The organism is Halobellus rufus (assembly GCF_000739575.1).
Taxonomy (GTDB): domain Archaea; phylum Halobacteriota; class Halobacteria; order Halobacteriales; family Haloferacaceae; genus Haloquadratum; species Haloquadratum rufum.
Genome location: NZ_BBJO01000024.1, coordinates 94,173 through 119,908 on the forward strand (window position 1 = coordinate 94,173; position 25,736 = coordinate 119,908).

General features: G+C 55.4%; 21 protein-coding genes, 1 tRNA gene and 1 pseudogene. 6 read left to right on the forward strand and 17 right to left on the reverse strand.

Going from position 1 to position 25,736, the window contains the following annotated elements; genetic code table 11:
* Window positions 1–43 precede the first annotated feature (43 nt).
* From ACP99_RS10540 to ACP99_RS10545, 4 genes are read left to right on the forward strand one after another with little or no spacing between them, the layout of a single operon-like run.
* Window positions 44–2,035: a type I restriction-modification system subunit M gene (locus ACP99_RS10540; protein ID WP_049986565.1), complete on the forward strand. Its 1,992-nt coding sequence runs from the start codon at window positions 44–46 to the stop codon at window positions 2,033–2,035.
* A gap of 2 nt (window positions 2,036–2,037) precedes the next feature.
* Window positions 2,038–3,312, forward strand: a complete 1,275-nt coding sequence (locus tag ACP99_RS19245; protein ID WP_081927420.1) for a restriction endonuclease subunit S — start codon at window positions 2,038–2,040, stop codon at window positions 3,310–3,312.
* 22 nt (window positions 3,313–3,334) lie between these two features.
* A complete protein-coding gene (locus ACP99_RS20535; RefSeq protein ID WP_197052431.1) occupies window positions 3,335–4,156 on the forward strand; it encodes a type I restriction endonuclease in 822 nt (273 codons plus the stop codon).
* Window positions 4,054–6,297 carry a type I restriction endonuclease subunit R gene (locus ACP99_RS10545; RefSeq protein WP_197052432.1) on the forward strand — a complete coding sequence of 748 codons (2,244 nt, stop codon included), beginning with the start codon at window positions 4,054–4,056 and terminating at the stop codon, window positions 6,295–6,297. The genes ACP99_RS20535 and ACP99_RS10545 overlap by 103 nt, the downstream gene beginning before the upstream one ends.
* Window positions 6,298–6,683: 386 nt before the next feature.
* On the opposite strand, the gene ACP99_RS10550 is transcribed toward ACP99_RS10545, so the two are convergent.
* The 4 genes from ACP99_RS10550 to ACP99_RS21230 form a co-directional block, all read right to left on the reverse strand.
* Window positions 6,684–8,786 carry a DUF7845 domain-containing protein gene (locus ACP99_RS10550; protein ID WP_049986566.1) on the reverse strand — a complete coding sequence of 701 codons (2,103 nt, stop codon included), beginning with the start codon at window positions 8,784–8,786 and terminating at the stop codon, window positions 6,684–6,686.
* Between the two features lie 457 nt (window positions 8,787–9,243).
* Window positions 9,244–9,317 (reverse strand) — tRNA-Phe (locus tag ACP99_RS10555).
* Between the two features lie 226 nt (window positions 9,318–9,543).
* Window positions 9,544–10,554: an NADP-dependent oxidoreductase gene (locus ACP99_RS10560; RefSeq protein ID WP_049986567.1), complete on the reverse strand. Its 1,011-nt coding sequence runs from the start codon at window positions 10,552–10,554 to the stop codon at window positions 9,544–9,546.
* 208 nt (window positions 10,555–10,762) lie between these two features.
* On the reverse strand, window positions 10,763–10,885 hold the full coding sequence (locus ACP99_RS21230; RefSeq protein WP_269319667.1) for a hypothetical protein: 123 nt from the start codon (window positions 10,883–10,885) through the stop codon (window positions 10,763–10,765).
* Between the two features lie 127 nt (window positions 10,886–11,012).
* Between ACP99_RS21230 and ACP99_RS10565 the strand changes: the two genes are divergently transcribed.
* Window positions 11,013–12,404: a PAS domain-containing sensor histidine kinase gene (locus ACP99_RS10565; protein WP_049986568.1), complete on the forward strand. Its 1,392-nt coding sequence runs from the start codon at window positions 11,013–11,015 to the stop codon at window positions 12,402–12,404.
* 28 nt (window positions 12,405–12,432) lie between these two features.
* Here ACP99_RS10565 and ACP99_RS10570 read toward each other — a convergent pair whose 3' ends face one another.
* The 4 genes from ACP99_RS10570 to ACP99_RS10580 all read right to left on the reverse strand — a co-directional run bounded on the left by ACP99_RS10570 (window position 12,433) and on the right by ACP99_RS10580 (window position 15,011).
* Complete coding sequence (locus ACP99_RS10570) at window positions 12,433–13,290, reverse strand: hypothetical protein (RefSeq protein ID WP_156105675.1); 858 nt, start codon at window positions 13,288–13,290, stop codon at window positions 12,433–12,435.
* 227 nt (window positions 13,291–13,517) lie between these two features.
* Window positions 13,518–13,835: a hypothetical protein gene (locus tag ACP99_RS10575; protein ID WP_049986570.1), complete on the reverse strand. Its 318-nt coding sequence runs from the start codon at window positions 13,833–13,835 to the stop codon at window positions 13,518–13,520.
* Between the two features lies 1 nt (window position 13,836).
* Window positions 13,837–14,001 (reverse strand): hypothetical protein, encoded by a 165-nt coding sequence (locus ACP99_RS20020; protein ID WP_156105677.1) that lies wholly within the window; start codon window positions 13,999–14,001, stop codon window positions 13,837–13,839.
* Between the two features lie 215 nt (window positions 14,002–14,216).
* Window positions 14,217–15,011: a DUF6997 domain-containing protein gene (locus ACP99_RS10580; RefSeq protein ID WP_049986571.1), complete on the reverse strand. Its 795-nt coding sequence runs from the start codon at window positions 15,009–15,011 to the stop codon at window positions 14,217–14,219.
* Window positions 15,012–15,296: 285 nt separating this feature from the next.
* On the opposite strand from ACP99_RS10580, the gene ACP99_RS10585 reads away from it, so the two are divergent.
* Complete coding sequence (locus tag ACP99_RS10585; protein ID WP_049986572.1) at window positions 15,297–16,295, forward strand: tyrosine-type recombinase/integrase; 999 nt, start codon at window positions 15,297–15,299, stop codon at window positions 16,293–16,295.
* 272 nt (window positions 16,296–16,567) lie between these two features.
* Here the strand turns inward: ACP99_RS10585 and ACP99_RS20025 are convergent, their stop codons facing one another.
* The 9 genes and pseudogenes from ACP99_RS20025 to ACP99_RS10630 all read right to left on the reverse strand — a co-directional run bounded on the left by ACP99_RS20025 (window position 16,568) and on the right by ACP99_RS10630 (window position 25,736).
* Window positions 16,568–17,275, reverse strand: coding sequence for a hypothetical protein (locus tag ACP99_RS20025; protein ID WP_156105679.1), 708 nt, complete (start codon window positions 17,273–17,275; stop codon window positions 16,568–16,570).
* A 133-nt stretch (window positions 17,276–17,408) separates the two neighbouring features.
* On the reverse strand, window positions 17,409–17,738 hold the full coding sequence (locus ACP99_RS10595; RefSeq protein WP_049986574.1) for a hypothetical protein: 330 nt from the start codon (window positions 17,736–17,738) through the stop codon (window positions 17,409–17,411).
* 346 nt (window positions 17,739–18,084) lie between these two features.
* A complete protein-coding gene (locus tag ACP99_RS10600; protein ID WP_156105681.1) occupies window positions 18,085–19,173 on the reverse strand; it encodes a tyrosine-type recombinase/integrase in 1,089 nt (362 codons plus the stop codon).
* A gap of 1,102 nt (window positions 19,174–20,275) precedes the next feature.
* A pseudogene (locus tag ACP99_RS10605) lies at window positions 20,276–21,266 on the reverse strand (transposase).
* 164 nt (window positions 21,267–21,430) lie between these two features.
* Window positions 21,431–22,093 (reverse strand): IS6 family transposase, encoded by a 663-nt coding sequence (locus ACP99_RS10610; RefSeq protein WP_049986576.1) that lies wholly within the window; start codon window positions 22,091–22,093, stop codon window positions 21,431–21,433.
* Between the two features lie 544 nt (window positions 22,094–22,637).
* Window positions 22,638–23,525, reverse strand: a complete 888-nt coding sequence (locus tag ACP99_RS10615; protein ID WP_156105683.1) for a VOC family protein — start codon at window positions 23,523–23,525, stop codon at window positions 22,638–22,640.
* A gap of 134 nt (window positions 23,526–23,659) precedes the next feature.
* Window positions 23,660–23,863, reverse strand: a complete 204-nt coding sequence (locus ACP99_RS10620; protein WP_049986578.1) for a hypothetical protein — start codon at window positions 23,861–23,863, stop codon at window positions 23,660–23,662.
* Between the two features lie 24 nt (window positions 23,864–23,887).
* On the reverse strand, window positions 23,888–24,400 hold the full coding sequence (locus tag ACP99_RS10625; RefSeq protein ID WP_049986579.1) for an aromatic-ring-hydroxylating dioxygenase subunit beta: 513 nt from the start codon (window positions 24,398–24,400) through the stop codon (window positions 23,888–23,890).
* Window positions 24,390–25,736, reverse strand: a complete 1,347-nt coding sequence (locus tag ACP99_RS10630) for an aromatic ring-hydroxylating oxygenase subunit alpha (protein WP_049986580.1) — start codon at window positions 25,734–25,736, stop codon at window positions 24,390–24,392. The genes ACP99_RS10625 and ACP99_RS10630 overlap by 11 nt, the downstream gene beginning before the upstream one ends.

Here is a 25,736-nt window from a genome sequence, read left to right on the forward strand (position 1 = left end):
GGTCCAAACTATTATTCAGACGTGGTTTCTCGTCTCGGCATAGATGGTCGACAACTTCAATGAGAAGGCGGATTTTATTTGGTCCATTGCCGACCTCCTCAGAGGAGATTACAAGCAATCAGAGTATCAGAAGGTCATTCTCCCGTTGACGGTTCTACGGCGGCTCGACTGTGTGACTGCGCGGAACAAGGACGATGTCCTAGAACGACACGAGCAACTCCAGGAGCAGGGTATCGAAAACGTTTCTCCGTCGCTCAAAAAGGCAGCCGATGCCGAGGTCTACAACACCAGTGAGTACACGTTTGAGACTCTGTGCAACGACCCCGAGAATATCGCGGATAATCTTCAGTACTACATCAATCAGTACGACGAGGAAACAAAGGAGATCTTCGAGAAGTTCGACTTCGGCTACCAGATTCAGCGCCTCGACGATGCCGATCTTCTCTACAAGGTAGTCCGACAATTCACGGAGATCAACCTCCATCCCGATGAGGTCGCGAATGAGGAAATGGGGTACATCTACGAGGAGCTCATCCGGAAGTTCAACGAACTCAGCAACGAGACCGCTGGCGAGCACTTCACGCCGCGTGAAGTTATCGAGTTGATGGTAAACCTCATCTTCCAGGAGGACGACCAAGCGTTGTCTGAGCAGGGAGCGGTTCGAACGGTCTACGACCCGGCGTGTGGAACCGGTGGGATGCTCAGCGTCGCCGAAGAGTACGTACGCCAACTCAACAACGATGCGCGCCTCCACGCCTTCGGGCAGGAGCTGAATCCCGAGTCATACGCCGTTTGTAATTCGGATATGCTCATTAAGGGCCAAGAGCCCGATAACATCGTCCACGGCAACTCCTTTACTCAAGATGGCTTTCCCAGCAAGCGGTTCGACTATATGCTCTCCAATCCACCGTTCGGGGTCTCTTGGAAGAAGGTGAAAGAGGAGATCGAGCGTGAGCACGAGGAGGAAGGGTATGCCGGTCGGTTCGGCGCGGGTACGCCACGGACCAACGACGGCGCGTTCCTCTTCCTCCAGCATATGATCAGCAAGATGAAACCGCCCGAAGAAGGCGGTTCCCGTATCGCTATCGTATTCAACGGATCACCGCTTTTCAACGGCGGGCCAAACAGCGGTGAATCCGCGATTCGACGATGGATTCTCGAAAACGACTGGCTGGAAGCGATCGTCGGGCTCCCTGAAAACCTCTTCTACAACACGGGGATTCGCACGTACATCTGGGTGCTCTCGAACGACAAGCCCGCGAATCGCGAGGATGTGGTCCAGCTAATCGACGCACAGGACCTGTACGCGGAAATGGACGAGAGCCTCGGGGAGAAGCGCCACGAACTCGCTCAAGAACACATCGACGAAATCTCCCGTATCTTTGGTGACTTGGAAGCGAACGGGCGCTCGAAGGTCGTATCCACGGAAGAGTTCGGGTATCGTCGGATTGTCATCGATCGGCCCCTCCGGATGAGTTTCCAAGCGACAGCAGAACGCATCGAGAGCCTCGACGACGAGCGCGCATTCACGAACCGCGAAGAGGAGACGCAGAAGGCGGTGAAGGAAGCGCTGCGGACGCTGGATGCCGACAAGCAGTGGATGGACCGCGACGAGTTCATAGACGACGTTGAGTTGGCGTTCAATATGCAGGGCATCGACGTACGTAACAGCGTTTATAACGCAATCGAGCGGGCGCTGGGTGAGCAGAATGACGACGCGGAGATCGTGACCAACAGCAAGGGTGATCCAGAGCACGATACGGATTTACGTATGCGGGAACGTGTGCCACTCGGCACCGATCCGAGAGACTACTTCGAGGAGGAGGTTTCACCGTATCTAGAGAATGCATGGATCAACGAGAGCAGTAAGTACTACGATGACGAGGATGGGGAACTTGGAGTTGTGGGATATGAGATAAACTTTGGAAGGTATTTTTATGAATACGATTCTGGTCGAAGCATAGACAGCATAAATGAGGAACTCTCAGAGGTTTGGAGGACTCTACAAGATGAGATTCCAGAGATTATTGAATAAAAATGAGTAGCCAAGAAATAGCAAAGATTCAATCCTGCTATGAAAGTAGACGGCTTAAATACTGCGTAGACAGGCGAGTTCACAAAGTAGTTGCAGACTCAACGGAATTGAGAACTGTTGGTCTGTCTGACGTAGAACAGGGAACGGGGAAGCTAAAAGAAGACAGAGAGGGGGAGTCTGTATCGGGTAAAGGGGTAAAATTCTATCCTGGAGACGTTCTTTTTGGAAAATTGCGCCCATATCTAACAAAAGCCTTTATTGCAGATTTCGAAGGTGTCGCCTCATCAGAATTCCTAGTCTTAAATCCAAAAGATGTTTCATCAAAATACCTTCATAGCGTCCTACTATCTGCTGAATTCATCGATAAAGTAGATGCTTCGACGTATGGTGCGAAGATGCCCCGTGCCTCTTGGGACTTCATCGGGAATATAAAGATCCCATATCCGGATATCGAGACTCAAAAAAGAGTAACAAAATACTTAGAGAATATTACCCCCGATATAGAACGAACGAGATCTGAATTAGAGAGATTTCGATCAATAATCAGTGAACGAACGGATCAGCGCCGAGAGACGTTGGTTACTGGAGGAGTGGCAGGTTCACCGCAGAAGGAAACGGAACTACTCGGAGTAGAATCGATTCCTGAGCATTGGGATACTGCAAGAATTGGTTGGCTTATTCAGTCCCTGCAGAACGGATGGAGCCCACGGGCTGCTTCACGTCCTGCTAAGAAGGATGAATATGGTGTTTTAAAACTCTCTGCAGTGTCCAAGGGTACATTTAGGCCAGAAGAGAACAAGGCGATTGGCGCATCTACGGATGTGCCAAAAAGTTCCATTGTGAGTCCCGGGCAAGTCCTAGTTACTCGTGCGAATACACCGGAGTTAGTCGCCGATGCTTGTGCAGTACCTCAGCACAGCCAACAGCTTATTGCTCCAGATTTAATATTTATCATAGATGTTGACACCAGCCAGATAATCCCGCAGTTCTTAGCTGAGTGGCTGATTACCCAACCCGCTCGTAGTCAGATACGTATGGATGCCCATGGGTCTAGTGGATCGATGGTTAAAGTGTCACAGCAAGATTTAAAGAACTGGGTAATACCCCTTCCACCGAAAGATGAGCAGAAAGAAATAGTTGACCAGATCAATCGTATGAAGTCTAAATCTGAGAAAGTATGTGACAATATTTCAGAAATAGAAAAAATTCTCGAAGAGAAACGGCAAGCCCTCATCACCTCCGCTATCACGGGTCAGATTGATGTATCTGACGAGTAAGATGTAATCTGAGACTCAATTGATGAGTAAGCCTTACGACGAGAAAGCCTTCGAGAACGAGATCGCAGCCGCGTTGCTCGACCGTGGCTACGTCCGGGTGCCGAGCGACCAGTTCGACACCGAACGCGGCCTCTTCCCCCAGCAGATCATCTCGTTCGTGAAGGAAACGCAGCCCGAGGCGTGGAACAAACTGGAAACCGCCCACAAGGGCAACACCCGCCAGCGCTTCCTCCAAGAACTCACCAGCGCGCTCGAACGCCAAGGGACGCTTGAACTGTTACGACACGGCCTCCGAACCACCGGGACGAAGATCGACCTCGCGACGTTTCGACCAAACACGGGGATCAATCCCGAACTACAGCGGAAGTACGACGCCAACGTCCTCGGGGTGACCCAGCAGCTCCACCACTCTGCAACGAACCCGGATCAGAGCATCGACCTCGCGCTCAGTGTCAACGGGATTCCGGTTGCGACCGCGGAACTCAAGAACACCTTCACCGATCAGACAGTCCGCAACGCCCGTGAACAGTACCGTGAAGACCGCGATCCGAGCGAGCCCATCCTTCGATTCAAGCGCGGGGCACTCGTCCACTTCGCGATTGACCAGAACGAGATCTACTACACGACTGAGCTCGAAGGAGAGGACACGAACTTCCTCCCGTTCAACAAGGGGCACGAGAAGGGTGGAGGCAACCCTCCGCGCCAAGGCGACCATCGGACCGCCTACCTCTGGAAAGAGGTTTGGGAGAAAGACAGCTGGATGGATATTCTCCAACGGTTCATCCACATCGACCAGAGGAGATCAAAAAAGACGGCATCACCGTCAAGGAAGAAGAGACACTGATCTTCCCGCGATATCACCAACTAGAGTGCGTCCGTCAACTAGTCGATAATGCGAGAGAGGAAGGTTCGGGAGAAGATTATCTCATTCAGCACTCCACGGGAAGCGGGAAGAGCAAGTCTATAGCGTGGCTTGTTCACCGGCTCGTTTCTCTCCATAACGCCGACGACGATGCGGTCTTCGACGGCGTCGTCGTCGTCACCGACCGGACGATTCTGGACGAACAGCTTCGGAATACCATTTACGAACTCGACCACAAGACCGGCGTAGTTCACGGTATTACCGGTGAAAAGGGTCCGAAATCGGAAGAGCTCGCAGGTGCACTCGAAGCCGGCAAGCCGGTCATCATCACCACGCTCCAGACCTTCCCGTACGTCATCGAACACACGCAGTCGCTCCCCGAGCGGGACTACGCGGTCGTCGTCGACGAGGCACACAGCAGCCAGACTGGAGAGATGTCGGCTGAGATGAAGGGCATCCTCTCTGGGGTCGACGAAGAGGAAATCGACGACGCGGAGGATGCCATCGTCGCGAGTGCTGAAGCTCGAAGCAAGCAGCCGAATCTCAGTTTCTTCGCATTTACTGCGACGCCGAAAGCGAAGACTCTCCAGATGTTCGGCGAGCCAGATGGTGATGATGGCTACGAGCCGTTCCACCTCTACTCGATGCAGCAGGCTATCGACGAAGGGTTCATTCTCGATGTACTTCGGAACTACACGACTTACGAGACGTTCTACAACGTCGCGAAGGTCGTCGAGGAGGACCCACAAGTGCCGGAGAAGAAAGCGGTCAAAGCGATCTCGCGGTTCCTGAAGCTCCATCCGCACAACGTTTCACAGAAGGTCGAGATTATCGTCGAGCACTTCCGAAACAACACGCAGCACAAGATCGGTGGAAAAGCGAAAGCGATGATCGTCACCTCCTCGCGCTCTCACGCCGTCCGATACAAGAAGGCTCTCGACGAGTACATTGAGGAGAACGGCTATAACCTCAGCGCGCTCGTGGCATTTTCCGGAACCGTCGAAGACGACGGTGAGAGCTATACTGAGGAGGGAATGAACGACGGGATCAAGGAATCCGAGCTTCCGAATGCTTTCGACAGTCAAGCCTACCAGGTGCTTGTTGTCGCCGACAAGTACCAGACCGGCTTCGACCAACCGCTATTACACACGATGTACGTGGATAAGAAGCTCTCCGGGATTCAGGCGGTCCAGACGCTATCCCGTCTGAACCGTACACACCCCGGAAAAGAGGATACCTTCGTCCTCGACTTCGAAAATGAGCAATCGGAGATCAAGGAGGCATTCGAACCCTTCTATGGGAAGACCACCGTCACCGAGGAAACGGACCCGCAACACCTCCAGCAGCTGGCGAGCGAATTGAAAGCGTTCCGTATCTACGATCAGAGTGACGTAGATCGATTCGCGGAAGTCTTCTTTGACCCTGAAAATACCGGGACAGAGGGCGCACACGCGAAATTAAGTAGTCTGGTACAGCCTGCGCGTGACGAGTTTATGATTTCGAACGAAGAGACCCAAGAGGAGTTCCGATCGACCCTCCGCTCGTTCCTCCGTCTCTATAAGTTCCAATCGCAGATCGTCAGCTATGCGGATACACACCTCGAAAAGCTGTACACCTTCGGCCGATTCCTCTACAAAGAGCTCCCCAAGGGATCGGGCCAGCCGAGTGTTGAGTTCGACAACGAACTCGCGCTGCAGTACTATCGGCTCGAAAAGTCGGAAGAAGGTGATATTGAACTAGACAAGACCGACGGAGAAGTACAGGGGCCGACAGAGACAGGGACCGGCAGGGGAAGCGAAGACGACGAAGTCGAACTCTCGACTATCGTTGAGAAAATCAACGAAAAACTGGGAACCGACTTTACCGAGGCTGATCAGCTATTCTTAGAACAGTTGAAAGAGGACGCGCTTGAAGATGATCACCTCAGAAGGTCTGCAAAGGTCAATAGTCGCGAGAACTTTGCTCTGGAATTCGACAGTGCGCTCACTGAGATGTTCATTGATCGAATGGACCAGAACGAAGAGTTGTTCGCCGAGTTTATGGACAACGACGAAGTGCAGGAAGTGATCACGGAGCATCTTCGTCATCAGGTGTATCAAGAAAGCCAGGAAGCAGAAGGGTAATTCTAGTCAGGACACTTCGGCGTACCGTATTCAGAAGGAAGGGGATTGTCACTGCGGGAATCTAGTTCATAACCGACGTCTGATAGGAACTTGACCCACCGTTGGTTGGTCGATGTCAAGGCGCGCCGAGTCAGGCGCGCCGACCAACCCCGGTTTCTGCTGGACATGTGCCGAGCGAAGCGAGGCAGTGGTTTATTCAGGTGGCTCCTTAGCCACACCCCTAACGGAGAATTGGGTACCCCGCCTCGGATTTTGCAGAACCAGTAAGCTACTGTTGAGCCACGCACCAGAATCAACTCTCAAAGCAACGCTATTCGGCCCTAAAACAAGCAAAAATATCCGCTAAAAAGAGCAATCGATAGTGATGCCTCTCAGGAGTCGTCGCGCTAGCCGGGGGTCCCGAGCGCGGCCGCGAAGTTTCTCGGCGCGTATCGCTTCCCGTCGACAGTCGTGATAGCAGGCGCGAACTTGAAGCCGAACTGTCGAAGTGGCTCACCAGTCACCTCGGCCCACCGACGAGCACCTTCTCGAAGGAGCTGACGAGCTTCTCGCAACGTCGACGGGTTGAATCCAATATCTAGGTCGTCAGGATCAGCCCCCTCTGTTCGACTGATCTTTCCACCATATCTATCCAGCCACCGACACCACGGGTCATCATCAGCATATGATTCGGCTCGTGTGAGGCTGTCGAGTGCACTTTCCCACCCAGCTTGAATGCTTTGAGAAACCGAGTCGATATACCCCGTCAGTTCCTGAGCGATGTACTTCGACCCTAGTTGTACTTCTCCATATGAGTGGTCAACGAGAGGGCCGAGCCGTTTGAGCGCTCGATAGATCGTGTCTAAATGAACACCAATTGATTCGGCTAACTCGCTGGGTGATATCTTCCCACCATCGGTGAGAAGTGTCTCAACAAGTTCGGTGTCCGTCGTGTTCATCTGGCTCGCAATCGCGAAAATCTGGTCATCCTGTTTTGACTCAGTCCGGGGCAAGCTACCTGAAACGAGTTTTCTCCATCGACGCGACCCAGCAACCTCGAAATAATCATCAGCGACGTACGCGCCTTCAGTAGGGTCAGTAGAAATCCCGGACCACTCTAGGACGTTTAGTAGGGCTTCGTCGAGTTCTCTGGTAAGCGTGTCCAGATCGTCCCAGTAGACCGTTCCGTCGTTGATTGAGTTCTGAAGAGAAACACCAATCTTCGGGTTTTCGAGCTCTGTTCCCTCAACGGCATCTGGATTCCGCATATGATAGTGCTTGAACTCCTTCGCTAGAGAATGACCACCAATCAGTTCAGCTGCACGCCGTGAATCGATTGTTGTAGTGTGGTAGTGGCCTGGACATTCACGGTCATCTCGTACTGATTTCACATATCCTTCCCGGTCACCAGCTAGGAGCATCGAAATCCGGGTAAGGGTCCCGTCGTATGCAATGACTCGTCCACTGAGTGCCTTTAGAATACGTACGAATAGCTCAGCGTCGACGATGTTCGACGAATGGTGTATCCTATCAGAGTCAAAGTCCCCCGGATTAATTGGGGTATGACTGTCAAACCGGAATCCTTGGCGGTCTGCGAGTGCGCCGAGTGCCTGCTGTAGAACCCTAGGGTATTGTTCGAAGTCCCAGTTGGAGCCTTCGACCTCAACATCGTATCCCTCGATACCACACGGATTGGACATCGATCGTAGCCCTTCCTTGGTTTCGATATCGGGCCAGCGCGGTGAGATTAGGAAATACGCGCGCTTTCGAGCCTCAGATTTGGCGTCATCCCAGGAAGAGTATGCACTCGGATAGACGTAGATCAGGTACTCTCGAACCTCGTCGAGCTCGAAGTTTGGCGAATCGCGTGCCGCGATACCGGATTCTTTGAAACGGAACTGAACTGTCCATTCATCTCCACCGATATTGACGCCAGTCCGTAGCGGACCGTGCTTCTCGAAGTCGTGCTCCTTTTGCAGAGAGTTAAGTCCGAAGTACGATCGAAGCGGATTCTCGCGATCTGCACAGTCCCATTTGAGGTACCCGTGGAACTCGTGCGGTTGCGGATCGATGAAGAGTCTCGAAAAGCTCTCACTGTCCTCGCCCTCGGTTTCCGTCGCGGAGCTGTCCTCCTGCTCTGCTTCCTCCTGTATGGCACTGTGATACGCGTCACAGGATTTTAGATGCTCCTCCGATGATTCCTGACTCTGTATCTCTTCCTCGCAGTGGAGACACTGTGCAACCGGCTCTGCTTTGCATCGTCCCTGGTGATGGTGCGCTACGTCGATATCTGAGAATTTACAGCGGCAGAATCGACATCGGGCAACGTACTTGGGCGCAAGATAGCTACGCCGCTGGGAACGCGTAGGAGTCTGAGAAATAGTCTGCCTCTCCGACCTGATACGGTCTGCCTCCGATTGCTCGACCGACGATTGAACCGAATCCGGGTCGTCAGCAGTGACGGCTTCGGCGTCGTCGAGCTGGTCGAAGAAATCCTCTGGTTCGGTCATCGTGACCACCGACCCCCGTTCCGTTCTGTGGCAGCGTAACGCTCAAACCGCAGTGGTGAGACGTTAGACACGCCCGACCACCTCCTTTGCCTGTATTGGTTTGGGAGAGGGTTGGCGTCCAACGGCTTCCCGTAATGATTGGGAAGTTGGTCGTTGGACTCTATAGACACGGAGGCGCTCGCCGCTGAGGGTCAGAACTTTGGAACGGTTGTGGACCCTCGCGATTTGCCTTTGGCTTACACTTGGAACTTTTCTACTTAGAGCGACGTCCAACGTGCGCCTCAACCAGAGCTTAGATTTCTCCCGATCTAACCTAGTAATCCCTTCAAGACGGTAATACAGCGAAATACTCCCGGCTATGCAGTCGCAACTGGAGCTGGTGAATCCAAACCTGGAATGTGGCGCGACACGACACTCTAAGAGGAATGTCGTACGGGAATGTGAACCAGGAAGGGTATGCCGCCTCCCGGATTTGAACCGGGGACAGCTCGATCTTCAGTCGAGTGCTCTCCCAGTCTGAGCTAAGGCGGCGCGCACTTCGACCGACGCCGAGTATATAAAAAAGGGTTTCGGATCGGCTTGCCACGCGAACGGCGTCCCACGTCGCCGTCGCGCGAAACTGTCACGCGAGAGAGATAGATCGGCGAGAACAGCCCACGGCGAATCCGATTCGGTGGGGCTGGACTGGCAGGGACTATCGCGGGCGCGGTGCGGACGGGCGATAGTTCCGGTACTGGGCTGAGCGGCGACGGGACGCTCACTCGGCCACGCGGACGACCTGCTTTCCGACGTTGTCGCCGGAGAACAGCCCCAGGAACGCATCCGGTGCGTTCTCTAAGCCCTCGACGACAGTTTCGCGGTGGTCGATCTCGCCGCTTGCGACCCACGCTGCGAGCTGTTCGCTCGCCTCCTCGAACCGGGTCGCGTAGTCGCCGACGAGAAAGCCCTGGACCGTCGCACGCGGGGCGATGAGCTGCGGCAGCTTTCGAGGGCCGGTCGGGACGCTCTCGGCGTTGTAGTGCGCGATCTGTCCGCAGACGGCCACGCGGGCGTCGAGGTTCAGTTTCGTGAACACGGCGTCCGTGATCGGCCCGCCGACGTTGTCGTAGTAGACGTCGACGCCGCCTGGTGCGACCTCCTCGAGTGCGGCTCCGTAGTCGTCGGTCGCTTTGTAATTGACCGCGGCGTCGAAGCCGAGGTCGTCGGTGAGCCAGCGAATCTTCTCGTCAGAGCCGGCGAATCCGACGACGCGGCAGCCGTTCAGCTTCGCGATCTGCCCGACGACCGAACCGACCGCACCCGCTGCCCCGGAAACGACGACGGTGTCGCCGGGGTTGGGGTCGCCGACGTCGAGCAAGCCGAAGTACGCCGTCCGGCCCGGCATCCCGAGGACGCCGAGGTAGGCGGGCGGGTCGGCGATCTCGGGATCGACGGGGGCGACGTCACCTGCATCGAGAACGCTGTACTCAGCCCACGTGCCTTCGCCGGTCACGAGGTCGCCGGCGTCGTACTGGTCGCTCTTACTCTCGATCACTTCGCCGACGACTCCTCCGCTCAGGACGTCGCCGACGTCCCACGGCTCCGCGTACGATTCGCTGTCTCGCATCCGGCCGCGCATATACGGATCGACGGAGAGGTACTCGACGCGAACGAGCAGTTCACCTTCGGCGGGCTCTGGTACGTCCGCCGCTCTGAGTTCGAAGCAGTCAGCGTCTGGTTCGCCTGCTGGCCGTTCGACGAAGTACCAACTGCGGTTTGTGTCTTCCACACCTCGTTTCGGCTTGTTGCGTCAAAGAGACTTCGGGAGGCGGTAGGCTTCTGGGTGATCCGAGCAGTTGACTCGCCGAAGCGATCAGATACGGCAGGTCAGTACAGCCTTCCGGAGTCGACGTGTCGAACAGACGATATCGGAACGGGGCGAACCCCTCGCATGGGAACATTCGCTCTCGGATGACTCTCGTGCATCTCGTCGAATCTCACTCGGTGACGTTTATCCCGCCGTGGACGGCTTCAGACGGCGTCATTCCGTACTCTTCGATGAAGGACACGACCGCGAGCAGCGCCTCCTCGTGTGGGTTCGCGAAATGCGGTGAGGACATCACTCCCGTCCGATACCGCTGACGAGTACTTATATGACGCCATAGCAACAACAATAGCGATAACCCCCGTATCGACGGGGCCAGAACTCTCTGCCCCAAAGAGAGAATCACGGTTACAACGGATACGATGGCCGACGAAGAGACCCCGGAGCCGAGAAACTATCAGCAGTTGATCAGCGTGTCGCCCGCGCCGGTCAACCTCTTCGACGACTCCGGAGAGATCATCTGGGGAAACGACGCTGTTCTCGACCTCTTGGGGCTTGATTCTAGAGAGGAGCTCATCGGTCGGTCCATCTTCGATTTCGTCGTCGCGGAGGACCAGTACACCGCAGAGCAAGAACTCGTCGACGTCGTCGAGTCGAAGACGGCGACGGGGCCGACGCCGATGCAGTTACGGCGTGCTGACGGTGAGATCCGGAGGATTCAGGTGTCCACTGCCCCCGGTCGGTTTCGGGGGAGAGACATCGGACAGGCAGTGGTCATCGACGTCACGGAACTGGAACGTGCCCACGAGGAACTCGAAACGGAACGGCAGTTCGTACAGAACGCGCTGAATGCCCTTCCGGACGTCTTCTACGTCATCACACCCGACGGAAAGCTGGATCGGTGGAACGACTCGCTGCTCGACGTCTCGGGATACGACGACGAGGAAGTCCGAGCGATGGACATCGAGGACTTCTTCGTGGAGTCGCACACCGAACGGATCTCCGAATCGATCGCGACGGCGTTCGCCGAGGGCGCTGACACCGTGGAAGCGACAGTCGTCACCAAGCAAGGGACGGAGATCCCGTTCGAGTTCCGCAAGCGACGACTCGTCGACGACGAGGACGTGATCGGACTGGCCGGAATCGGTCGCGATATCTCCGAGCGGAAGGCCCGCGAGCAACACCTTCGCGCGGTTGACTACCTCTTGCAGCACAACCTCCGGAATCAGGTCAACATCATACAGGGATCTGTCGAATTGGTTTCAGACGCCAGTTCAGCGCGAGATCAGTCCGCAATCGATCGTATCGACGCGGCCGCCGAACGGCTGCTCTCGATCTTCGATAACCACCACCTCATCATCGACCAGTTGACGACACCGCAACCGAGGGAATCTATCGATGTGGTAGCGGTCCTCGACGCTATCGCCCGAGAACACGGCGAGGCGTATCCTGCGGCCACGATCACGACCAATCTCCCCGAGCGGGCGAACGTCTCGGGGGTGCACACACTCGAACTCGCACTCCGGGAGTTGGTCGAGAACGCGATCGAGCACAACGAGAGACAGGAGCCGCGGGTCGAAATCGACGTCGAGCACACCGACTCGGGAGTGGTAATCCGAATCAGCGACGACGGCCCGCCCATCCCGGAGATGGAGTACCGATCGTTCTCGGAGGATTCGCTACTGAATTCGACGTACCACTCTGCGGGATTCGGTCTCTGGTTCGTCTACCACGCCGTGCGGCAGTCCGGTGGGTCACTACACTTCGATCGGAACGAAGAGCGCGGGAACGTCGTCACGGTCGAGCTTTCGTAGTGTTCGCAGAACGGCCACGCATCGACCCTCACTCGGACGACGCGTCCAGACCGCTATTCGGCGGCGGCTCGAACCGCAACAGGACGCGCTTGTGGCGGGTCCCGTCTCGAGTCTCGACGGTATTCGCCTCGGTCAATCCGTCGAACTCGAACGCCAGCACTCTGTTCAGGGAGCTCCAGTCGCGACCGGTGACGTTGTGCCATCGATACCACCGCAACACGGCGCGTCGGAGCCGCGGGTGCCGGAGGTACGTGCGGACGTCCAGGTGCGCGAACCCGTAGTCGACGACCAGCTCGGGCCGGCGACCGAGTTCCCGGCGCAGGTACGGGAGCAGCTCGGCGTCGAGCGTCTCGGCCACCGCGGCGCTCCGGGCCGCCGCGAGTGAGTAAGCGTTCACAAGCTGTCCCCGGGCGACGAGTCCGCGGAGGAGCGCGCCGATCCGGTCCGGCCGGCGGAGCGCGCTCGCGGGGAGGACGTGGAGACACGACGCCGTCACGAGCGGCAGCCAGAGGATCACCGCGACCGCGACGCCGACGGCTGTTTCGGGGAGACCCGCACCGAAGAAGCCGACGACCGCCAGCGCCGCGACGACGGCGCCGACGACCGCCAGCGTCACCGACACCGCCACGAGCTCGACGACCGTGTCGACGCCGGTCCCCGCCTCGTACGCCTCGCGTCCGTCTCGGGGCGGAACGTCGGCCACGAAGACGGGCACGCGGTCGCCGTCGAGGTTCGCCCGGAGAAGTTCCTCGTACTGCGGCTGCCGGCGCAGCTCGTCGAGGAGCAGGTTCTCGTACCGCGTGCCCGCATCCTCTACGACCACGCCGTCGGCCGCGTCGAGCAGGGCGTCCGGCAACTCGGTCGTCTCGCTGTGGCTCCCCGGCACGACATAACAGGTGCCGGCCGCGGTGTACGCGGTGGTGACGCCGGCGCCTGGGCGGGGTCGGGCGTATCCTCGTCCGTCGGATCGGACGTCGACTCGGGGGGCGTCTGCGAGCCGACGTACCGCGTCGTGAGCCGTGGCACGCGCCGCAGTACGGAAACCCGGCGAAAGAAGGTTTCGTCGGTCGGCGTCGACGCGGCCGCCTTGCGGGGTCGAACGCCGGACTCGGATCACCCGCGCGTGTCGTCGGTCGTCTCGTCGCGGGTCGCGTCGCGCGTCTCGTCGCGCAGTTCGGACTTGATCGCCGCCGTGAGCGTCTCCTCTGCGTCCGCGACGTCGGGGTCGTTCGGCGGGGAGACGACCTCCGGGTCGATCCCGAACTCCTCTTCCCCGGGGAGCGGTTCTCTGGCGTGTATCTCACTTCGGATCTCGTCGAGTGCGTCCATAACGAACGGCGTTTGTGCGCCGCTTTCCAGCTCCGCCTTCGCCATCGTCAGCTGGTAGTCGCTCGCGGTCCGGATCCGCTCTCTGAGATACGGGTCTAACATCTCACTCCGCGGCTATCGAAAATTTCTTTTTACAGTTCGAACACGAGGCCTGGATGGGATATTCGCCATCGAAAGTGGATACGGCTTTGATCACCGCGTCCTCCGACGGTAGCGTTCCACGCGTATCTTTGCCACAGTACGGGCAGGCGACGTTCGTCGTCGGCATACGCGAGTGTGTTCCTATCGAGTTCATAAATACTCTCGGGACGTGATGGTCCACTGAGACGATACGGTCCCGAGGCCCGCCATCGTCACGGACGCCGACTCGGTAGCCGTGGGCCCGTATACGTGTCGTACTTGATATCCTGTGCACACGCCAACGGTCACTTTCATAACATCCTCGGGTGCGTCTCTACCCTGTTTTCGGCGAAGATCAGCCAATCAGAGACGCACTTCGTAGTGAGAGTCGTCGATGACGTGCAGCTTTGCAAGACACGGGCGTTCCTCGCCCATCGGGAGCCCCGAACACTCGTAAATGCTGTACCGAACTCCTTCTTTCACCGGACGCGCTCGCAGGTAGACAGGAACGACTCGATCGACGTCGAGCGACAGCGAGGTTTCAGCTGCGAGCGCCGGATAGCCCAGTTTGTGTTTGGCCAGTTCGTGCCGTCCCCCACACTTCGCCTCGATGACGAAGAGGATACGCTCGCCGTTCCGACGAGTCATCACGAGCGCGTCGATTTCGATCTGCCCGTCGTCGTGATGGAGGACCGTCGGCCGATCGGGGTGCGGCTCGAACTCGAACTCGAACGTTGACGCGACGGTCGTCGGCGCGGTTCCGATCCGATCCGAATCGAGACCGAGCGCACGCGAAAGAAGCCCTGTCGAGAGAGCGAAGTTCACGAATCCCGTCTCCGAGAACGTCGGCAGCGACCGATACACTTCGAGCATATCTTGCACGTCCTGTCCGAGAGCGAGCGTGTCATCACCACCCTCCGAGTAATCCAATATCTCCCGGTCTACGGGGGGGAACTCCCGCTCGTCGATGAAGAAATCATCCAGGTGGTCTGGGACGTGAACGAGCGCGAACTGGGTTCCGGGGCCGTCCGTGGCCCGGCCCAGCCGCAGGACCATCGTGTCGTTGTCGTCCAACCGGCTCGCAAGCTCCGGCCGAGTGTCGATCGAGAGTTCCGTCGCCGTCCGGTACTGGCTCGAATCCTGACCGATCTCCTGCAAATACCCGACGAACGATCTCGGGCCGTATATCCCGTTAGCTGCCTCCCGTACCGAGCGCAACGCTGGATCCCAATGGCTCACGATACGTTTCAGTGGGACGAGTGGCGGCTAAACCCTGACGCCTGAAACCAGATTGGGCTCCATCGCATCTACGCGATGAAATCGGTGCCTTAGAAACCGTGCGTGATACGTATGGGCTCGGGCGGAACTACCGCGCGTCGCGTGCGTTTCCTTCCCTGTCGGTTTCGGCGGCCTCCAGCCTCCTAACGGGGTTCTGTGAGACCGATGAAAACAGAACACGACGAACTCGATCCGCTAGAGCCGGACCGCGCGCAAGATCTGTATCTGAAGCAGAAAGAGATGGACGCGTCGAAGAAGACGGTGCAGTCGCACGAATATCGACTGAACGCCTTCGTTCGGTGGTGTGACGAGAACGACATAGATAACCTGAATGACTTGACCGGTCGCGACCTACAGGAATATCGCCTGTGGCGACAGGATGACGCTGATCTGAAGAAGATCACCCTGACCCAGCAGATGAGCACCATCCGGGTTTTCATCAAGTGGTGTGGCTCAATGGAAGCCGTCCCCGCGGATCTCTACGAGAAGGTTATGATTCCACGAGTGACTCCGGAGGAAGAGCGGTCCGAAGAGATGCTTGAGGCTGAAACCGCGGAGGCTATTCGAGAGCATCTAATGAGATACCACTACGCTTCGTTTGAGCAGACGATATTCGTACTTCTCTGGGAGACAGGTATGCGGTTAGGTAGTGCTCACTCGCTGGACATCGAAGATATAGATATCAAAAACAGACGGCTTGAACTCGTTCATCGTCCCGAACAGGGCACGGAATTAAAGAACGGTGGATCCGGTGAGCGACCAATTGCGATTACGGAGGGCCTCGCCGAAATACTGCAGGAGTTCATCGAAAACACACGGAAGAGAATCACCGACGAATATGGTCGCGATCCACTGTTTACGTCGTCTCGCGGGAGAAGGTCTCGGAGTAGTCTGAGGCGAGCTGTGTATCGAGTCACTGCACCTTGTTTCAGGAATGAGACTTGTCCCGGTTGTACAGGTACGAAGGACAAGAAGTGTCCAGAAGCGGTCAGTCCGCATCCGATTCGCCGAGGTAGCATCACTCACTTCCTCACGAAGGACATTCCGACCGAAATCGTTAGCGACCGGATGAACGTCAGTCGTGATGTTCTCGATAAACACTACGATCGGCGTTCTGAAGAGGTGAAACTAGAGCAACGAAGGGGGTATCTCGATAATATCTAATTTACCCCTTCCCGCTTGACGAAGTAGAGCCTTAGCGCATCTCCTGGATTTGGTGGTCCAGAGTCAGTCAATACAGGTGAGCATTCTATCGAACTCCGACAACAAATGTCAACTTCCCCACGCACTGCACTACTGGCTAACGATAGACCATCAATCGCAGACAGCCAAATACTGTGACCGGTGTCATATCCTCAAAAGCACCACACACAACCGGAGTAATAAATACTGCAAAGAGGATGGTTTCAAGAAAGCTGAGATACCCTATCCGACGATTATCCGCCAAGAGAGTTGTTTGGAAACCCCTCTTTCCAAGGTAGATATGTGAAATTCTCGTATTGAACCTCTCCATCTTGGATGGTGAATTTTAGAGAGAAGTCAGCAGTATATTGATTAGTGTCGAATATATCATCATATTCGACTATGATTTTACCGTACAGAACGTCTCTATCCTCCATTTCATTTTGTAAGATTCGGCCTAGTGACCTTTGTCTCTCTGATGATGAGCCACCCATCGGAATCACCTCTTTCGATTGAATCTCAAAAGGAATCCCAACCTCATTTGGTAAGATCGATGCGGACCGAGTAACCTTTTCTACGCTATCTTGTACCTCTTCAACTCTACTCAAGGTCCCACTCACCCTGTCAATCGGGTCCTCTCCACTCAGATCATATAGCTCAATTATGAGTCTGAGCGAGGTTGCTGGACCACCTCCAAAATTGGATATTTCAGAACTCGCATATTGAAGATCATCATTCAAATAAAACTGGCTCATTTCAAGAAGAGGCTCTTTCTGCGATTTCAGTACAGAGTGCTGTTCGTAGTAGAGTAGGACCAGTCCTAATGAGAGAAGACTTGTTGAAATGACTGAGTAGCCTTCTAGACCAATATCTCCAAAGGCGAAATATGATATTGGGACAACTGCGAGAAAAACAATCAATAGTATAGTGAGAATCAAGATCTGAGATCGAGACTGTAGCATAGTGTTTTTCTTTATTTGATGCTACTAATTTCTAACTCGCCCCTCAAATCGAGCTTACTGACTCTGTTAAACCCTTTAAACGTGACAGATGTAACGTGCTGAATATAGAGGCTGAATACAGCAGACCCGGTCATCACGACGTGATTCGACGGAGCCAGACCCCAAGCACCAGTAACAGGATTCCGATTACGAGCAACTGAGATTCTCGGAGAAGGATCGATAGAAACGGCTCGTATCCCCCTACAGGCCCTTCAAAGGGGCCAATGACCCGATAGAGATAGAACACGAGATAAATGAACCCGGGGCCAGTGGCACTGGCTGTTACCGTCGCTCGTGCAGACGGTCGTGTGTAGAGGAACACCACCAACACGACGTTGAAGATGAGTGGAATAAGACCGCCAAAGTACGAATTCACGACTGCGACCAGGAAAAACAACAGCGAAACGCCGATGACGAACCCCACACGGTGGCGCTCGCTCCGACCAACATAGGCAACAATCCGACCGACCCCCCCTGCTCAACCCACCCTGAACCTGGCTCTCTCATAGACATAGTTTCCATCGCAACTACAAGACTATTCGGCACCCTGAGGAAGAGTGACGACGTGTGCTGCATACGCGCCCTACATCCTGCACGGACATCTGAACATCATTTGTAACTGGTAGGACTCTCAGCGATCAATTCGCACACTCGTTCTAGTGGGAGATTCACTAGCGAATTCGTGAAAACAACACCCACTATTCCCTTCCAGAGTACGGTCAGCGATATGACGGCAAGAGAACTATACGGCTTCTTCCCAACCCGACAAACTACTCCTTGGTATCTTCATCCACAGGTCTCCCACCGTCCGTCATCGCATACTGGGTGAGGTTAGCTTCGAGAGCTTCCCGTCGACGGCGTGATTTCCGTTCCTCGGTTCGCTGGTCGTAGTGCTTGTCAAGGACGGGCACCGAGACATCGACCCGATCACTCAGCAGTTCTTTCGGTACACCCTCGTCCAACTGGTGCATAATCGACCACTTACGCATCGGATGAGTGCTAAAACTCGATGGACACTTTGCTGCGCTCGAATTTTGCGCTGCATCACAGTCAGACAGGTCTCTATCGTGCGGGCAGTCATTCGAGTAACCACACGGCCGAGTCATTTTGTAGAAATCACGTCGTATGGTTGTTGTCGAAGGGCGACCAGAAGGCGTTGTGAATAGGGGCTCACGATCGTATCTGTCGACGACTTCGTGCCGTGTGTACTCGATGTAGTCGTCGATAAAGGCCCGTAGTCCGTCGGAGATGTTGACGATCCGTTCACCATCGGAACCGTTCTTGAGCGGCGTTCCGTACTCTTCACGGCCTTCCGGACGGTGGCGGAGGTGAATCACTCGGTTTTCCGGATCGAAATCGTCGAGATCGATAGCACGAACAGCACCCATACGAAGACCGATCTCAGCGATTAACTCGAACTCAACGTGCTGTCTCGATGCGTACTCGAATCGACGGGAGTAGGACCGGATCCCCTCTACTTCATCACTCTCGGGGACGAACTCATTGACTTCCTCGTCTGGCGGTACGTTCGGCATCGGAACGCGCTCCGAAAGGTCGGCGCGGACCGCATCGATATCCTCACAGAACTGGAGGAAGACGCTAAGGATGGCGAGGTTCCCGTTGAGACTAAGCGTATTCAACCCCGTATTGTTCTTCCGCCAGGTTTTGAACTTCATCAGCGTTCGACCGCTGATGTCGTTCATATTGTCGATACCGACCTCTTTCGTCCAGTCGATGAACGTACCGAGAGCTGAGGCGTGCTTTCGTCGAGTCGCGGTTCGCAGGTCATCCATTCGATGTTCGAGATACCAATCAAGGGCTTCCTGCGGCGCAAGCGGTTTGAGTTCTCTGCCAGCCATCATCGCATCCGATTCAGCCCGGGTATAAATACGGCCCAATTAATTGGGATTGGGGATCGAGCGAAATTGGTGGCTGTAGTCGGATAATTGGTGATGAGAGGAGGATAGTAGCTGCGTTTCTTCCTCCGATCTCTCTTTCAGGCCGGATCATAATCTCGCGCGCGCTCTGAGATCAGATCACGAATAGCAACTAGCTCTTCTCAACTGTACTGATTGTTGTCTACATCCAGTCGGAACTGCCTCATTGGTCGTTCTCCATCTGCGGTAATTGGCAACCCGACACACTACGAATTACGAATTCCCGAAGAAGCCGAATTGGCAATCCCCGTGTTTGCTGAATTAACAGTCCCTGGATATAGTGAATTGGCAATCCCAGGATTGCCAACGTTAACAATCACCGATTATATACACACTCGACAAGAGGGCAGACATATGGATCGAGGGCTAGAGCTACGAATTAAAGGCCACCTCTACGAAATACGCGAGGTCAACGATCAAGTGCTCAAATCGAGACAAGGGTTCCCGATGGCGGAAAATGGGTATCGAAAAACGCTCCAAAGTGTGGCTAGCTGCTCGAATCCGGAATTAGTGGATCGGGTTGCGAACGACATCAAGGACCAGATTCGCTCTCGCGAGGAACGTCCCAACAATCGATCTATCCGTCGGGACGCTCGGATGCTTCTTGCCGATGAGGGTATAGTTGCAGATAACTATCTTAACTCGGCTTGATATCGAACAGTATGTTCAAGTCAACTTCAGATGACCAGACGAAGGTTACTTCAGTCCTCATCAGGCACGAGACCTGTACCTTCTGACATTATATTAGCACCTACCAGAAGAATATATAGAAAGCTGCCCTCGGCACTCATATATTTTCATTATCGTACTAATACGATAATATTTCTTCATTCGGTCTAAAACACCTAGGAACTTCCGATAATAGAAGTATCCCACAACCAGTATCAGAATATCAATATTGTCTAATATCCTGTGAAAACCTCGATTCGAAAAATTCCGTTCTAGTATTTAAATGCGCCGGACAAAGGTTTCTTGTTTAGCAGTCTCAGTTGAATTATCATCAGAGGGAGTCATAGAACTCTTCTCACACCGTGATCACGGTACTGCCCGGATTGTCACCTCGTTCGTAGTTGGTGATTGCGACGACGAGCCGAAGACACAGCGCAAGGAACACTTGTGTTCGTGCGTGGACGCGGCCTCGGGCGAACGCACGCCCGAGGCCGCAGCCCTTGACTGATTCGTTGGTTCGTTCGACTCCAGTCCGACGGTTGTACGTCTCGTCTAGCGTTGATTGTTTCAGCTGAACGTCCTCGCTGTGTTCGTTGATGCGGTCTTCGACTCTGTACTTGATGTCTTTCGGGTCGTCAGTGTTTCGTGGGTTGTACGGAACGACTGGCACGACCCCTGCGGCCAGCAGGTGGTCGCCAGTTGAGCGTGTCGTAGGCGCTGTCTCCAAGCATCCACACCGGTTTGGCGACGGCGAGCGCGTCACGCGTGACGCGCATCGCCGTCTCTTCTGGCGCTTGTTTGCTTTCGGTAAACTCCGCTACGATCGGTATCTTTTGTCCGGTCGAAACGATCGTACAGCCGTAGCCGTAGTAGTACTCTTCAGCTGTGGGATCGTAGCATTTCGACGCGTCTGAATCGGCGGGCATCGCTCTCACGTCCGTTGAATTAATGGAGTACGTCAAGTCGAGCAGGCCGCGGCGGGCGGCCTGCTCGACGAGTCTATCGAACACTTCGTCAACGACGTGTTCGAGGTCGGTAAGGAAGCGATCGACCGCGTCTCTCGACGGCGGTCGATCGAATCCACAGCTAAGCCAGACGAACGTGTTCTGTAGCTCTCGCTCAATCGGGCGAATGCCGTAGGTGTCGTGGTAGTAGCAATGGAGGAAACCACGCATCAGTTCTGGTGGCTTGTGCTCTCGTGTTCGCCCCGTCTTCGCCGGGGCGAACACGTCGAACTCTGCGAGAAACCCGAAGGAAAGATGCTCAAACAACGCTAACGTCTCGGTTTCCGCGACATTGAAGAATGACTCTACCGAAGGATCATCTTGCAGGGTCGCTGAACTCATTCCACCTCAGCGTTCACCCTGCTCTTTGGTGTGGTAACTGTTCTATGACACCCTCTTATCATCAGTGTATGAAGACCCGGCTTCGAGATTTCTTGACGAGTCGGATTGAACCCGCGTCTCAGCCTCCACAAGATTTAAACAGTCGGCACTGTCTAGTTAACGACCTAAGCTGGCGTTCGATTATCTAGCGCTTGATGCGGTCGTTGGAAGTTATAATAATACACGAACTGTGCAAGCCACTGGGCGACGGAAGTCCGACTGCCGACCCACGAATTATGGAAGCGGTCGACTCTCATTTTGAGGGTATGAAACCACTTTTCGATGAGGTTTCGGTCAACGTAGTCAAGGTGACCGCTCAAGTCTAATCGAAAGAGGGCAGTCAGGTATCCATAGCCATCAACCAGAAACTCAGTGTTCGAGAGATCGTGTTTCTCGACGAGTTGCCCAAGAAACTCTGTTGCTGGATCGGTACCTCGTCGATCGAAGAGATCAACGCCGAGTAGTAACTTTGAGTCAAGGTCTATTGCAGCGTACACCCAAGACAACTCGCCATTGATTCGGACCGCGGTCTCGTCGACGGCGACCCGCGTCGGCTGCGCCGACGGCGGGTCGGGAACGCTGTCAGCCAGCCGATGTACCCACTGCCAAATTGCCTGATGAGACCGTTCTACACCGATCGAGCGAAGAATTGCTGCTGTCTCTCTGAGTGAACAGCCGGTCGCGTGGAGTCGGATGGCGAACGCCCTGACGGGCGTCACCGTCCGCTCACGCTCCCAACATTCTTTGAAATCCACCGCGTAACCCTCGCTGAGCAGGTCTGCGAGCATTGTCCCAAACAACCTCTACGACCTGCTCACTTCTCAAACTAGCTTAACTAGACAGTGCCATCTATACACCCCACAGACATATATATAACAATGAGATGCAACCGATTCCAGAGAAAGCGTCTCCGTATCGGTAGAGATCTCAGGACCTTACGAAGAAGCCATTGCGAAGTTAAAGTCCATAAGAGGCTGTAATGAAACTATCAGCGGTCACCAGGGACTTGTCAGCCATCCTATCGTCGATCATCAGTCTCAACGGTGTCATTATAAGTGTTATCGCCGACTAATCGTCCGACGAGACAGACGTCGACTATGACGCCGACGACCGCTTCGGCGTCATACAAGTGATAGAGCGATACGACCTCGTCATTCTCGAAGGCAATACTTGGAAACCAGATCCGGAATTGCGAGAGGCAGACTAACCTTCCGTTGATCCGATAGCGTGCACGGAGCGACTTGAGGTCTCACTCTGGCGCCGGGGGAAACCCCATCGTCGTGTCGATACCGAGGCATCTTCGGAACCGCTTGCTGGTTTCGAAGTGATTCGTTACGAACACCGCGTCTTGAAGGATTTCGGTGGGTAGACACCATCCCAGATAGATACCGAATTTCCCTCAGTGCCTTGATATCTCACCGGCGAAGTGGCGTCGAGTGTTGCGACTTCGGCGTTAAACTCGAATCGATTTCCACCGGGCGTCCAGAGGTACATAAACAGGTTTCCGCCGGCGTTGTGTCGGCCGATACCGAGTTCGAGGTTGTGGCCGTGCTGCACAACCAAGTCGGCGAACGTCTTCAGGTGGGCGATATCAGTCATTGTCCAGGCGAGGTGGTGCAGTGTATCAGATATGTCTGTAGTAATCGTAATCGCCACATCGTGGTGGTAGTCGCCGAATCTAGTGAATACCTGGGTCCAGTACCCGCGATCAGTCTTACGAATATCGGAAACGTTGAAACCCAGTACGTTCCGGAGGAACTCCGCATCCGCGCGCGGATCGGTACTCGCGAGGTTGATGTGGTCTAAGTCAAGCGGGGTAAGTGCGGAGCGGTCAGGGGTATTCGGCTCGCTTGGGTGGTGGTACTCCCGTCGACCGCTGTCCGGGACGACGAGGGCCATACGTATCTCGCTCGGGAGGACGAACGCGACGCCGTCGTACGGACCGTGCGGGTCCTTAACGTCGACATCTGCGTCGTTGAGTTGGGTCTCTAAATCCGCTAGTGTCGCTTCGTCAGGAACCCGAACAGCGAACTCGGCAACGCCAGTTCCGCCCTCGGTTACGAGGAGATCGACGCGGTCGTCAAGACCACACCCGAGCGCGACGTGATCCCCGTCGTAGTCGTATTCGTTGAGTCCCATAACAGTCGTATAGAACGCGAGTGCGTCGTCGAGATCAGTCACCTGTAGGTGGACGTACTCGAGCTTTCTCACACCAGTCATCAGTAAGACAACTATGCACACAGAGTAACTTAATTATGCCGGGTATCCCTTGGTTGCGACTAATCAGCGGCCTCTACCGACAGCGATGACCATCCCTTTGGGACACGACGTCCATAGGTCGAAGCGAGCACGTCTCACTCTGGACCGTGGGGTTCCTCCAATAGATCTGAGAACAATTCGGGATCTTGCCAGGTCAGGCTCTCAAGCGCGACCGCATCGAGATGGATTTTCGAGTCCTTCTTTGGCGCTGCTATCTCGAGTCGTTCACCTGCGTTGGTCTGCACTTTTCGGACGGTGACGACGGCGAACTCGTTCGCGATGCGAATTTCTTCGTCCATTGTAGATATCGATAATATCCCCTTCTACAAAAATATAGAGAGGGATCCCACATCGAGGACCGTGGTATCCAGCAGTACTCGGCGACTCGCGAGCTTTAGAGAGCCGTCGACGCGCCGCAGAACGTCGTGTCGCTCCCCGGCAATCAGGTCGGGGTCGGGTGAATTGCCGTGCGTGCGGTAGACGAGTAGATTGCTCTTTACTGGTACGTCGTCCCCATCCACCCCCTCGACTCGGACGTTACTCACGAATCGGCGCGTTCGAGACGGCGGGTCTTCGGACCAAGCGTGGTCCGTCTCGAATCGGTTGACTCGCGCATTCAACGACGCCCTGTCTTCCTGGTAGTGAAAAGAGTTCTCGCTAAATTCCCTTTCGCTCCCTGCTTCGACTGTGACTCGTCGTGGGACGAGGTACTCCACGTCGTCGGTGAGCATATCGATCCAGGTGGTCAGATGTCTATCGTCGAGTACTTCTGCTTCGCGGTTTAGGAATTGAACACAGTCGTGTCTAAGATCCCTAATCTTCTCGTCAGTTGTCATCGTTCTCAGCCTCCGTCATTGCGTCTGCCCAGCTCCCGTAGAACGTTCGGATTGTATCCTCGACGAGATTAGTATCGTAAACGCGTCCTGGACCGGGCCACTCGTCGTCGTCCATAACCCTCGCGTCGCCAGCTTCCAGACCTTGCTGGAAATTTGCCTTGACTTTCTCGGCGAACGTCCCATTCGCACTTGTCGCCATACCCCGCCAACCGACCGCGTCGTCCTGGTCGAAGTTCCCGGAGGCGCTAAACGTGCTGACCGCGACCTTGTAGGCGCGTCGCTTGTACTCCTCCGAGGCCTCGGTCGGGGCTAGAACCCAATTCCATACCTCGGTCTGGCCTGGACCCGTTGGGTTCCACTTCCGGATGAGGAAGAACGTCGCCGGGTCGCTTTCGGCCGCGTCCTTGAGCGCGATATGAAGGAACGACATATTCGGAAACGCAGTGCCGTCCTGAATGATTGAACGTTTCGCGATGTTGTACTGGTCATCGCTCAATCGGGCGTCGTCGATGTAAGTCTGGACCTCGTCGGGATAGCCGAAGAAAATCGGCTTGTCTTCTTCGGCCAACCGAAGCGTCATCGCGTGTCCGTCGACGTGGGAGATGTCGTGATGGTGGCTACCACCCGCTGCACCGAGGTTTTCAGTGAGTCCGACCTCGAACACCGAACTGTGGGTCGACTGCGTGTGATAGCTGTCGCCGGAGAAGTTCTCGGCACCGGACTTCCAATCGAAGTCGGTGACCCAGCGCTGGGGTTCTCCGAGAACCTCCATACCGCCCTCGGTCAACTTCAGGTGCATATCGAGGTACCAGGTGAAGTCACCGAGGTGCTCTTCAAGTGACGGCCCGTTATCTGCGAGTGATGCGAAAACGAGCCCTTCGTAGCTCTCCACACGGGGTGCTTCGTGGAGTCCCCAATCGTCGGGATCGAGGTCCGGATATGCCTTGTCCTTCTGGGGTAGGCCAACGAGGTCGCCGCTGTTGTCGTAGGTCCAGCTGTGGTACGGGCACCGGAAGTGGGTCGTATTCCCCTGCTCCGCCCGGCAGACCTCCGTCCCGCGGTGCCGACAGGAGTTGTACATCACGTGAATGTCACCGGCCTCGTCGCGGGCAAATATGAACGTATTGTTCCCGATAGGCCGGAGGAAGTAATCGCCCGGAGCGCTCAGTTCGGACTCACATCCGACAAAGACCCAAGCAGTCCCGAAGATCCTCTCAAGCTCGGCTTCGTGGAGAGCGCGGTCGTTGTACACCTCCAACGGGAGGAGGCCGGTCTCGTCCATCTTTCGGACGTTACTTACTAGCTTGTCGACTTGTGACTGCTTAGCACCGCTCAT